9 protein-coding genes and 1 pseudogene are annotated in these 11,295 nt (G+C 70.3%); 1 reads left to right on the top strand and 9 read right to left on the bottom strand.

Annotated elements, in window-relative coordinates; translation table 11 throughout:
• Positions 1–75: 75 nt before the first annotated feature.
• The 7 genes from ACIP4Y_RS08435 to ACIP4Y_RS08405 all read right to left on the bottom strand — a co-directional run bounded on the left by ACIP4Y_RS08435 (position 76) and on the right by ACIP4Y_RS08405 (position 9,351).
• Positions 76–1,281 carry an acyl-CoA dehydrogenase family protein gene (locus ACIP4Y_RS08435; protein WP_401389493.1) on the bottom strand — a complete coding sequence of 402 codons (1,206 nt, stop codon included), beginning with the start codon at positions 1,279–1,281 and terminating at the stop codon, positions 76–78.
• 2 nt (positions 1,282–1,283) lie between these two features.
• On the bottom strand, positions 1,284–1,796 hold the full coding sequence (locus tag ACIP4Y_RS08430; protein WP_019757884.1) for a MaoC family dehydratase: 513 nt from the start codon (positions 1,794–1,796) through the stop codon (positions 1,284–1,286).
• Positions 1,797–1,801: 5 nt separating this feature from the next.
• A complete protein-coding gene (locus ACIP4Y_RS08425) occupies positions 1,802–2,767 on the bottom strand; it encodes an HpcH/HpaI aldolase/citrate lyase family protein (RefSeq protein WP_401389489.1) in 966 nt (321 codons plus the stop codon).
• The gene (locus tag ACIP4Y_RS08420) at positions 2,764–4,791 is read right to left on the bottom strand and encodes a protein meaA (RefSeq protein WP_358645130.1); all 2,028 of its coding nucleotides are present in this window, start codon (positions 4,789–4,791) and stop codon (positions 2,764–2,766) included. Before ACIP4Y_RS08420 ends, ACIP4Y_RS08425 begins: the two co-directional genes overlap by 4 nt.
• A gap of 17 nt (positions 4,792–4,808) precedes the next feature.
• Positions 4,809–6,152 (bottom strand): crotonyl-CoA carboxylase/reductase, encoded by a 1,344-nt coding sequence (gene ccrA, locus ACIP4Y_RS08415; protein ID WP_358645128.1) that lies wholly within the window; start codon positions 6,150–6,152, stop codon positions 4,809–4,811.
• Between the two features lie 411 nt (positions 6,153–6,563).
• Positions 6,564–7,376: a TetR family transcriptional regulator gene (locus ACIP4Y_RS08410; RefSeq protein WP_401389485.1), complete on the bottom strand. Its 813-nt coding sequence runs from the start codon at positions 7,374–7,376 to the stop codon at positions 6,564–6,566.
• 160 nt (positions 7,377–7,536) lie between these two features.
• Entirely contained in the window at positions 7,537–9,351 is a 1,815-nt protein-coding gene (locus ACIP4Y_RS08405) for a 3-hydroxyacyl-CoA dehydrogenase family protein (RefSeq protein WP_401389482.1), read from the bottom strand.
• A 388-nt stretch (positions 9,352–9,739) separates the two neighbouring features.
• Between ACIP4Y_RS08405 and ACIP4Y_RS08400 the strand changes: the two genes are divergently transcribed.
• The gene (locus ACIP4Y_RS08400) at positions 9,740–10,321 is read left to right on the top strand and encodes an adenylosuccinate lyase (RefSeq protein ID WP_401389479.1); all 582 of its coding nucleotides are present in this window, start codon (positions 9,740–9,742) and stop codon (positions 10,319–10,321) included.
• Between the two features lie 7 nt (positions 10,322–10,328).
• On the opposite strand, the gene ACIP4Y_RS08395 is transcribed toward ACIP4Y_RS08400, so the two are convergent.
• Positions 10,329–10,844, bottom strand: coding sequence for a GNAT family N-acetyltransferase (locus ACIP4Y_RS08395; RefSeq protein ID WP_401389477.1), 516 nt, complete (start codon positions 10,842–10,844; stop codon positions 10,329–10,331).
• A pseudogene (locus ACIP4Y_RS08390) lies at positions 10,841–11,208 on the bottom strand (RidA family protein). Before ACIP4Y_RS08390 ends, ACIP4Y_RS08395 begins: the two are co-directional and overlap by 4 nt.
• Between the last annotated feature and the right edge of the window lie 87 nt (positions 11,209–11,295).

Raw genomic sequence — 11,295 nt, 5'->3', positions numbered from 1 at the left:
AAGCCGAGTCGGCGGCCGAAGAGTGTCTACGGGGTGTGATCTTCTTCTCGAAGAAAACACCCCGTAACCGGACAATCAACCCTGGAATCTGTACTCCTCGAGCAGCCTGCGGCCGATGATCATTTTCTGGATCTCGGCGGTACCTTCACCGATGAGCAGCATCGGGGCCTCGCGGTAGAGGCGCTCGATCTCGTACTCCTTGGAGAAGCCGTAGCCGCCGTGGATCCGGAAGGCGTCCTCCACGACCTCCTTGCAGTACTCGGAGGCGAGGTACTTCGCCATGCCGGCCTCCAGGTCGTTTCGTTCCCCGGAGTCCTTTTTGCGGGCCGCGTTGACCATCATCGCATGCGCGGCCTCGACCTTGGTGGCCATCTCGGCCAGCTTGAACTGGATGGCCTGGTGCTGGGCGATCGGCTTGCCGAAGGTGTGCCGCTGCTGGGCGTACCGGACGCCCAGCTCGAAGGCACGCTGGGCGACGCCGCAGCCACGCGCCGCCACGTTGACGCGGCCGACCTCCACGCCGTCCATCATTTGGTAAAAACCTCGGCCGGTGACCCCGCCGAGCACCCGGTCGGCCGGAATGCGCAGGCCGTCCATGATCAGCTCGGTGGTGTCGACGCCCTTGTAGCCCATCTTGTCGATCTTGCCGGGGATGGTGAGGCCCGGGCGGACCTCGCCGAAGCCCGGCTCCTTCTCGATCAGGAAGGTGGTCATCGACTTGTGCGGGGCCGTGCCCTCGGGGTGTCCTTCGTCACTGCGGACCAGGACGGCCACGAGCGAGGACGTGCCGCCGTTCGTCAGCCACATCTTCTGGCCGTTCAGGACGTACTCGTCGCCGTCCTTGACCGCCTTCGACGTGATGGCGGACACGTCCGAGCCCAGGGCCGGCTCCGACATCGAGAAGGCGCCCCGGATGTCGCCGGCCGCCATCCGCGGCAGGAAGTGGTCCTTCTGCTCCTGCGTGCCGTGCTGCTTGAGCATGTACGCGACGATGAAGTGGGTGTTGATGATGCCGGACACCGACATCCAGCCACGGGCGATCTCCTCCACGCACAGCGCGTAGGTGAGCAGCGACTCGCCCAGGCCCCCGTACTCCTCGGGGATCATCAGACCGAACAGACCCAGCTCCTTGAGCCCGTCCACGATCTGCTGCGGGTACTCGTCGCGGTGCTCCAGCTCCGTCGCGACGGGGATGATCTCCTTGTCGACGAAGTCACGGACCGTCGAGAGGATCTCCTGCTGGACGTCGGTCAGACCGGCGGTCTGGGCGAGACGGGCCATCGTTACTTCTCCTGCTGCTTCAGCTCCGGGCGGCCGGGCTGCTCGCCGCCGCGCTCCTTGATGTACGTCTCGGTGGGCACCATCACCTTGCGGCGGAAGACGCACACCAGGGTGCCGTCCTGCTTGTAGCCCTTGGTCTCGACGTAGACGATGCCGCGGTCGTTCTTCGACTTCGACGGCCACTTGTCCAGCACGGTCGTCTCGCCGTAGATCGTGTCGCCGTGGAAGGTCGGCGCCACGTGCTTGAGCGACTCGATCTCCAGGTTGGCGATCGCCTTGCCGGAGATGTCCGGGACGGACATGCCGAGCAGGAGGGAGTAGATGTAGTTGCCGACGACGACGTTCTTGCCGAAGTCCGTCGTCTTCTCCGCATAGTTCGTGTCCATGTGGAGCGGGTGGTGGTTCATGGTGAGGAGACAGAACAGGTGGTCGTCGTACTCCGTGACCGTCTTGCCCGGCCAGTGCTTGTACGTCGCCCCGACCTCGAACTCCTCGTACGTGCGTCCGAACTGCATAGCGCTCAGGCCTCCGGGATCTCGAACGTCGACGTACGGGTCATTCCCGCCGCCCGCCCCTTGCCGGCGATGACCAGGGCCATCTTGCGGCTGGCCTCGTCGATCATCTCGTCGCCGAGCATCGCGGAGCCCTTCTTGCCGCCCGCCTCGGACGTGTAGTAGTCGTACGCGTCCAGGATCAGCTCGGCGTGGTCGTAGTCCTCCTGGGAGGGCGAGAAAATCTCGTTGGACGCCTCGACCTGGCCCGGGTGCAGCACCCACTTGCCGTCGAAGCCGAGCGCTGCGGCGCGCTGCGCCACCGCGCGGTAGCCCTCGACGTTGCGGATCTGCAGGTAGGGACCGTCGATGGCCTGGAGGTTGTTGGCGCGGGCGGCCATCAGGATCTTCATCAGGATGTAGTGGTAGGCGTCCGCCGGGTAGCCGGGCGGCTGCTCGCCCACGACGAGGGACTTCATGTTGATGGAGGCCATGAAGTCGGCCGGGCCGAAGATGATCGTCTCCAGCCGCGGGGAGGCCTGCGCGATCGCGTTGACGTTGTTCAGGCCCTGGGCGTTCTCGATCTGCGCCTCGATGCCGATCTTGCCGACCTCGAAGCCCATGGTCTTCTCGATCTGCGTCAGCAGCAGGTCCAGCGCGACGACCTGCTCGGCGCTCTGCACCTTCGGCAGCATGATGCAGTCGAGGTTCTGGCCGGCGCCCTCGACGACCGTCACGACGTCGCGGTACGTCCACTCGGTCGTCCAGTCGTTGACGCGCACGACCCGCGTCTTGCCCGTCCAGTCGCCCTCGTTGAGGAACTTGACGATGGTGTGCCGCGCCTCGGGCTTGGCGAGCGGCGCGCACGCGTCCTCCAGGTCGAGGAAGACCTGGTCCGCCGGGAGGCCCTGCGCCTTCTCGAGGAAGCGCGGGTTGCTGCCCGGTACGGCCAGGCAGGAGCGCCGCGGGCGAAGGCGGTTGACAGGGGTCGTCATGCGGGGACCTCCAGGGGGTCGAGCTTGTTCGCTTTGCGGATCTCGTCGACGATGCGGCCGATGATCCCGGTGATGTCGAAGTCCTTCGGGGTGAACACCGCGGCCACTCCGGCGGCCCTGAGCTGTTCGGCGTCACCGTTCGGGATGATGCCACCTGCGATCACGGGTATATCTGTGGCACCGGCCACACGCAGCCGCTGGAGCACGTCCGGGACCAGCTGGGCGTGCGAGCCGGACAGGATCGACAGGCCGACGGCGTGCACGTCCTCGGCCAGGGCCGCGTCCACGATCTGCTCCGGGGTGAGCCGGATGCCCTGGTAGACCACCTCGAAGCCGGCGTCCCGCGCGCGGACCGCTATCTGCTCTGCGCCGTTGGAGTGCCCGTCCAGGCCCGGCTTGCCGACCAGGAAGCGCAGCTTGCCGACGCCCAGGTCGCGGGCGGTGGCGTCCACCTTGGCGCGGACCTCGGCCATCGCCGAGCCCTGCTCGGCGGGCACGGCCACCGGCGCGGACGAGACACCGGTCGGCGCCCGGTACTCGCCGAACACCTCGCGCAGGGCGCCGGCCCACTCGCCGGTGGTGACCCCGGCGCGGGCGCACTCCAGCGTGGCCTCCATGAGGTTGCCGGTGCCCTTGGCGGCCTCCTTCAGCCGCTCCAGCGCCTTGCAGGGCCGCGGGTGGTTGAAGGGCGGCTGGTAGCGGGTGTCCCGCCACTTGCGCAGCGACTCGACGACCCGGGTCTCGACCTCCGGGTCCACCGTCTGGATCGCGGTGTCCAGGTCGGCCGTGAGCGGGTTCGGCTCGGTGCCCTCGAAGATGTTGACGCCGACGATCTTCTCCTCGCCGGACTCGATCCGGGCGCGGCGCTCGGCGTGCGAGGCGACCAGCTGCGACTTCAGGTAGCCGGACTCCACGGCGGCCAGCGCGCCGCCCATCTCCTGGATGCGGTCGATCTCGGTGAGGACCTCCTCGACCAGCTGGCCGACCTTCGCCTCGACGACCTTGGAGCCCTCGAAGATGTCCTCGTACTCCAGCAGGTCGCTCTCGTAGGCGAGCACCTGCTGGATGCGCAGGCTCCACTGCTGGTCCCACGGGCGGGGCAGGCCGAGGGCCTCGTTCCAGGCGGGCAGCTGCACGGCACGCGCGCGTGCGTCCTTGGAGAGGGTCACGGCCAGCATCTCCAGCACGATCCGCTGGACGTTGTTCTCCGGCTGCGCCTCGGTCAGGCCGAGCGAGTTGACCTGGACGCCGTAGCGGAACCGGCGCTGCTTGGGGTTCTCGATGCCGTACCGCTCGCGGGTGACCTTGTCCCAGATGCGGCCGAACGCCCGCATCTTGCACATCTCCTCGACGAAGCGGACACCCGCGTTCACGAAGAAGGAGATGCGGGCGACCACGTCACCCATGCGCTCCTGCGGCACCTGGCCGGAGTCGCGCACGGCGTCGAGCACGGCGATCGCGGTGGACATCGCGTACGCGATCTCCTGCACCGGCGTGGCCCCGGCCTCCTGCAGGTGGTAGCTGCAGATGTTGATCGGGTTCCACTTCGGGATGTGGGAGACCGTGTACGCGATCATGTCCGTCGTCAGCCGGAGCGAGGGCCCCGGCGGGAACACGTGGGTGCCCCGGGAGAGGTACTCCTTGACGATGTCGTTCTGGGTCGTGCCCTGGAGCTTGGTGATGTCCGCGCCCTGCTCCTCGGCGACGACCTGATAGAGCGCCAGCAGCCACATGGCGGTGGCGTTGATCGTCATCGAGGTGTTCATCTGCTCCAGGGGGATGTCCTGGAACAGCCGGCGCATGTCACCGAGGTGCGCGACGGGCACGCCCACCCGGCCGACCTCGCCGCGCGCGAGGATGTGGTCGGGGTCGTAGCCGGTCTGCGTCGGCAGGTCGAACGCCACCGACAGACCGGTCTGGCCCTTGGCGAGATTGCGCCGGTACAGCTCGTTGGACGCCTCGGCCGTGGAGTGGCCGGCGTACGTCCGCATGAGCCACGGACGGTCCTTCTGACGCTCTGTCATCTATGACTCTCCGGGCCTCAGACGTTCCGGAAGCGGTTGATGGCGTCGATGTGCTTGGCGCGCATCTCCTCGTCGCGCACGCCGAGGCCCTCCTCGGGCGCCAGGCACAGCACGCCGACCTTGCCCTGGTGCAGGTTGCGGTGCACGTCGTAGGCGGCCTGACCGGTGTCTTCCAGGGAGTAGGTCTTCGACAGGGTCGGGTGGATCTTGCCCTTGGCGATGAGGCGGTTGGCCTCCCAGGCCTCGCGGTAGTTGGCGAAGTGGGAGCCGATGATGCGCTTCAGCGACATCCACAGGTAGCGGTTGTCGTACTCGTGCATGTAGCCCGAGGTCGAGGCGCAGGTGGTGATGGTGCCGCCCTTGCGGGTGACGAAGACGCTCGCGCCGAAGGTCTCGCGGCCGGGGTGCTCGAAGACGATGTCGATGTCCTCGCCGCCGGTCAGCTCGCGGATGCGCTTGCCGAAGCGCTTCCACTCCTTCGGGTCCTGGGTGTTCTCGTCCTTCCAGAACTTGTAGCCCTCGGCGTTGCGGTCGATGATCGCCTCGGCGCCCATCGCCCGGCAGATGTCCGCCTTCTGCGGCGAGGAGACGACACAGATCGGGTTGGCGCCGCCGGCGAGCGCGAACTGGGTGGCGTACGAGCCGAGGCCGCCGCTCGCGCCCCAGATGAGCACGTTGTCGCCCTGCTTCATGCCGGCGCCGTTGCGGGAGACCAGCTGGCGGTAGGCGGTGGAGTTGACCAGGCCCGGGGCCGCGGCCTCCTCCCAGCTGAGGTGGTCCGGCTTCGGCATCAGCTGGTTGGACTTGACCAGGGCGATCTCGGCGAGGCCGCCGAAGTTGGTCTCGAAGCCCCAGATGCGCTGCTCGGGGTCGAGCATCGTGTCGTTGTGGCCGTCGGAGGACTCCAGCTCGACCGACAGGCAGTGCGCGACGACCTCGTCACCGGGCTTCCAGGCGTTGACGCCCGGGCCGGTGCGCAGGACGACGCCCGCGAGGTCGGAGCCGATGATGTGGTACGGCAGGTCGTGCCGCTTGGCCAGCTCGCTGGTGCGGCCGTAGCGCTCCAGGAACCCGAAGGTGGACAGCGGCTCGAAGATCGAGGTCCACACCGAGTTGTAGTTGACCGAGGAGGCCATGACGGCCACCAGGGCTTCACCCGGGCCCAGTTCGGGCAGGGGGACCTCGTCGAGGTGGATCGACTTGCGCGGGTCCTTGTCGCGGGTCTGCAGGCCCGCGAACATCTCCGTCTCGTCCTTGTGCACGGTGATCGCGCGGTACGAGTCGGGGAGCGGCAGAGCGGCGAAGTCGGCGGACGTGGCGTCCTTCGACTGGATCGCGTCCAGGATGTCCTTCACGGTCACGGTGTTGCCTCCGGCGGTGAGCGCCCTGAGGGAGGGGCGCCTGAGGGATCGTCGGTGCTGCGATGAGTGCTGCTGAGGGTTTTTCGAGGGGTGTGCCGTCGGTTCGGCGCGGTGGTGCTTCGGCAGCGCTTTGTGGCGCGGGAGGTTGCCTGTGACGCAGGCGTCCGGGCGCGCAGGCCATGAGCTTGCGGGGACAGCCGGCGAACGAAAGGTCTCTGCTCGCCGGCCGCCCGGACACCTTCAACGTATGACACCGCGTGTCAGGTCGCAAGGCACTGAGTGCCAGAACTTGCTCTCAGATGAAATCTTTACGCAACAAATGAGCGATGATCGATCACGGCCGGGGCAAGGGAAACGGGCTGGGAGCGGCACCCGGTGCCGCCCCCAGCCCGTTTCTCCCGCTCCGGCCGGTCAGGACCGTGCCTGCAGCGCCTGCTCGATGGTGCGCATCACCTCGTCGAGCGGCGCGTCGGTCCTGGCCACCGTCACCAGGACCTCCCCGTGGGCGGCGGCGGTGGCCGGCGGGGTGCGCGGAGCGCTCTCGCGGCCGGCCCCGATGCCGGTGCCGAAGGTCTTGCGCACGATCGCGAAGGCGTGGTCCAGCTGGGCCTCCACGTCCCCCTGGCCACCCGCGCGCAGCCAGCGCCGCAGCACGTGGTTGTGGGCGGTGACCACGGCCGAGGCGGCGACCTCGGCCAGCAGCGGGTCGTCGTTGGCGTCGTCGGCGTGCGCGTGCTCGTCGAAGTGGCCGAGCAGATACCGGGTGAACAGGCGCTCGTAGCGGGCCACGGAGGCGATCTCCGCCTCGCGCAGGGTGGGGACCTCGCGCGTGAGCTTGTAGCGGGCGACCGAGATCTCCGGCCGCGCCGCGTACATCTTCATGACTTCCTTGATGCCGCGGCACACGGTGTCGAGCGGGTGCTCGTGCGCGGGTGCGGCGTTGAGGACCGCCTCCGCGCGGATCAGCGTGTCGTCGTGGTCCGGGAAGATCGCCTCTTCCTTGGAGCGGAAGTGGCGGAAGAAGGTGCGCCGGGCGACCCCGGCGGCGGCGGCGATCTCGTCGACGGTGGTGGCCTCGTACCCCTTGGTCGCGAACAGCTCCATGGCTGCTGCCGCCAGTTCTCGGCGCATCTTGAGCCGCTGGGCGGCCGCGCGACTGCCTGCGGCACTTTCCGGCGCGTCGGGCGTAGCTGGTGTACGGGAGGACTTGGCGGGCTGGGACATGACCCGAACGTACTGCATCCGCGCAGCTCGATGCGCAGGTCCGGGCTCTCCCCCGCCCGCGGAGGGCGGGGGAGCACCGGACCGGGCGGGGGAGGGGGAGGCTCCCGGGTCGAGCAGTCCGCCCCAGTCCGTCTCCGTCCGGAACCAGTCGCCGACGCCGTCAGCGGCGGGCATACTCACGGAAGCCGCGTCCGGTCTTGCGGCCGAGGCAGCCGGCGGCCACCAGATGCTCCAGCAGCGGCGCCGGAGCCAGGCCCGGGTCGCGGAACTCGCGGTGCAGGACCTTCTCGATGGCCAGCGACACGTCCAGGCCGACCACGTCCAGCAGCTCGAACGGGCCCATCGGGTAGCCGCCGCCGAGCTTCATCGCCGCGTCGATGTCGTCCAGGGACGCGTAGTGCTCCTGCACCATCTTGATCGCGTTGTTGAGGTACGGGAACAGCAGCGCGTTGACGATGAAACCGGCCCGGTCGCCGCAGTCCACCGCGTGCTTGCGGATCCGGCCGCAGACCTCGCGCACCGTGGCGTGCACGTCGTCGGCGGTCAGCACCGTGCGGACCACCTCGACCAGCTTCATCGCCGGCGCCGGGTTGAAGAAGTGCATGCCGATCACGTCCTGCGGGCGCGAGGTGGCGCGGGCGCAGGCGACGACGGGCAGCGACGAGGTGGTGGTGGCCAGGACCGCGCCCGGCTTGCACACCTTGTCCAGCGTGGCGAACAGCTGCCGCTTGACCTCCAGGTCCTCCGCGACCGCCTCCACGGCGAGGTCCACCTCGGCGAAGGCCTCGTAGGAGCCCGCCGGGACGATCCGCTCCAGGATCCCGGCGGCGGCCTCGGCGGTCAGCCGGCCCTTGTCCACGGAACGGGCGAGGGACTTGCCGATCCGGGCCCTGGCCGCCTGGGCCTTCTCCTCGCTGCGGGCGGCCAGCACGACCTGGTAGCCCGCCTTGGCGAACACCTCGGCGATCCCGGAGGCCATGGTGCCGGAGCCGGCCACCCCGACCGAGCGGACCTCGCGGCCCGCGCCGACCGAGCCGTCCGCCGCCGGGGTCAGCGCGTCCGGCACCACCGTGCCGCTGCCCGGGGCCTCGTACGTGTAGAAGCCGCGCCCGGCCTTGCGGCCGGTCAGGCCCGCCTCGCTCAGCTGCTTGAGGATCGGGGCGGGCGCGTGCAGCCGGTCCCGGGACTCGGCGTACATGGCCTCCAGGACCGTGCGCGCGGTGTCGATGCCGATCAGGTCCAGCAGGGCCAGCGGGCCCATCGGCAGGCCGCAGCCGAGCCGCATGGCGGCGTCGATGTCCTCGCGGGAGGCGTACCGGGCCTCGTACATCGCGGCGGCCTGGTTGAGGTAGCCGAACAGCAGCCCGTCGGCGACGAAGCCGGGGCGGTCGCCGACCGCGACCGGCTCCTTGCCCAGCTCGATCGCGAGGTCGGTGACCGCGGCGACGGCCTGCGGCGCGGTCAGCACCGAGGAGACCACCTCGACCAGCTTCATGGCCGGCGCGGGGTTGAAGAAGTGCAGTCCGAGCACGCGCTCGGGACGGGCCGAGCCGGCGGCCAGCCGGGTCACGGACAGCGCGTTGGTGCCGGTCGCCAGGATCGTCTCCGGGCGGACGACACCGTCCAGCTCGCGGAAGATCTGCTGCTTGATCTCGTACGACTCCGGGGCCACCTCGATGACGAGGTCGGCGTCGGCCGCCGCGGCGAGGTCGGTGGTGGTGCGCACCCGGGCCAGTGCCCCGGCGCGCTCCTCCTCGGTGAGCCGGCCGCGCTCCACGGCGCGGGCGGTGGCGGTCTCCAGGGCGGCGAGCGCCTTCGCGGCCTGGGCCTCGCTGATGTCGATGCCGATCACCTCGCGGCCGGCCCTCGCGAGGACCTCGGTGATACCGGTGCCCATGGTGCCGAGGCCGACCACGGCGATCGTCCTGAGCGGGGACAGGGAAGTGCCGGACTGGGGGGACAGGGGAGTGGCCATCGCGGGACTCCAGGAATGAGGGTGACGACGAGGAGCGCGCCGGGTGCGCCCGAGGGCGCACCGCGGTGCGAGAGGAGTGCGGGTGTTGCCGGGCTGCGAGCGCACACGCCCGGGGCCGCCGGTGCCGCGGGCGTGCACACGCCCGGGAGTGGCGGAACGTCCGACCGGCTCTGTCCCGAAGCCGGGTCGTACTGCGGTACACACGGTGTACCGAACCGACAGACACGCTCGCGACGGCCGCGTCACCAAACCGTCGCCAGCGGAGATGCGAGAGGGTTACTCGCTCGAATGAGCTTAACCGGCGGGTAACGAGCACGCCAGCCCCGAGCGGAAACCGACTTTGTGATGTACCTCCCTCGCCGGCCGCGACCCGCCTACGCTGGACCTCGTGGACGAAGAGTTGCGATCGCTCACGGAACGCTTACGGCAGGAGTCCGGCGGCTCGGCGGCGTTCGAGAGCCTGCTGGCCACCGGGGACCACGACACCCTGGCGGAGGTGCTCACCGCGCCCGGCCAGCCGCTGTGGGCCCGGGAACTGGCCGCGTTCCGCCTCGGCAGGGCCGGCGACCGGCGCGCCTTCGAGTCCCTGGTGCTGCTGCTCAACCACCGCGACCCGCCCCGCTGCGCCTCCGCCGCGCACGCCCTCGCCCGGCTCGGCGACCCGCGCACGGCCCGCGCCGCCGCCGCCCTCGCCACCAACGAACTCCGCGTGGCCTACGCCCTGCACCCGGTACGGCTCCTGATCGCCCTGCGCGCCCCCGAGTCCGTGCCCGCGCTGATCACCACCCTGGAGCGGCGGCTGCGCCCGCACGACCCCTACCGGCGGGTGGCCCTGGCCTGCGTGGAGGGCCTGGGCGCGCTCGGCGACCCCCGCGCCCGACAGGTCCTGAGCGAGGCCCTCGCGCACCCCGCGCTCGCCGAGGCGGCGGTGCACGCCCTGGCACGGCTCCCGCAGCAGCAGCCCAGGTGACGCCCGGTCAGCCGGCAAGCGTGCGCACGTACCGCACCTCGGGAACGGACACGCCGGCTGCCTCGAAGGGCTCCTCGGCGCCGTCGGGCCGGAACCCGGCGCGCTCGTAGAAACGCCGGGCCGGGGCGTTGTCCTCGAGGACCCACAGCAGCATGCGCGGCCAGGCCGAACACCGCTCGAGCGACGCGGCGAGCAGCGCCCGCCCGATGCCGCCGCCGAGGTGGGCCGGGTCGACGTAGATCGCGTACAGCTCGGCGTCACCGGTGTGCGTGTCGCCGTCCCGGTACGGCCCGTACGCCGCCCATCCGAGCACCGTGCCGTCCCGCTCGGCGACCAGGTTCACCACGTCGGTGCGCTGCGCGAACCCCGCGCGCCGCCGCTCGGCGTCCGCGGCGACGCTCAGCCCGTCGAGGTACGCCTGGGGCACGAGCCCCCGGTAGGCGTGCTGCCAGCCGCGGATCCGGATCTCGGAGACGCGGTCGCAGTCGGCGAGGGTCATCTCCCGGACCGTCAGGGAACTCACTCGGCCACCACCGCTGGGGGTGCCCCCACGCTCTTTGGCAGTGGGGGAGCCTCGACCTCCAGCAGGGACTCCGGCGCCACCGGAGCGGCCACCTGCACCGCGGTCGAGGCGGGCAGCCGGTCCTCGGGTATGTGGGCGGCGCGGGCCGCGCGGACGGCCGGCATGTGAGCCATGTCCGTGACGAAGTACGTCAGCTTCACCACGTCCTGGAAGCCGGTCGGCCCGCCCCGACCAGTTCGCCGTCCCTGTCGAGGGGGAGCTGCCCGGAGACCACGACGAGGCGGCCGGTCGCGGTCACCACATGGGTGTACTGGGCCGCGGGGAACACCCCGGCGGGGGCGGCGGTGCGGGTCGGTTCGCTCATGCGTTCATGGTGGACCATGCCACCGACAACGCCCCCGGCGGGCCGGGCGGTTGCCCGGGGCGGCAGCTCCGGTCCGGCCCGCCGGGC

Source organism: Streptomyces sp. NPDC088810, assembly GCF_044750305.1.
In the GTDB taxonomy this organism is placed as follows: Bacteria; Actinomycetota; Actinomycetes; order Streptomycetales; family Streptomycetaceae; genus Streptomyces.
This window is presented reverse-complemented; position numbering and strand designations above follow the sequence as displayed.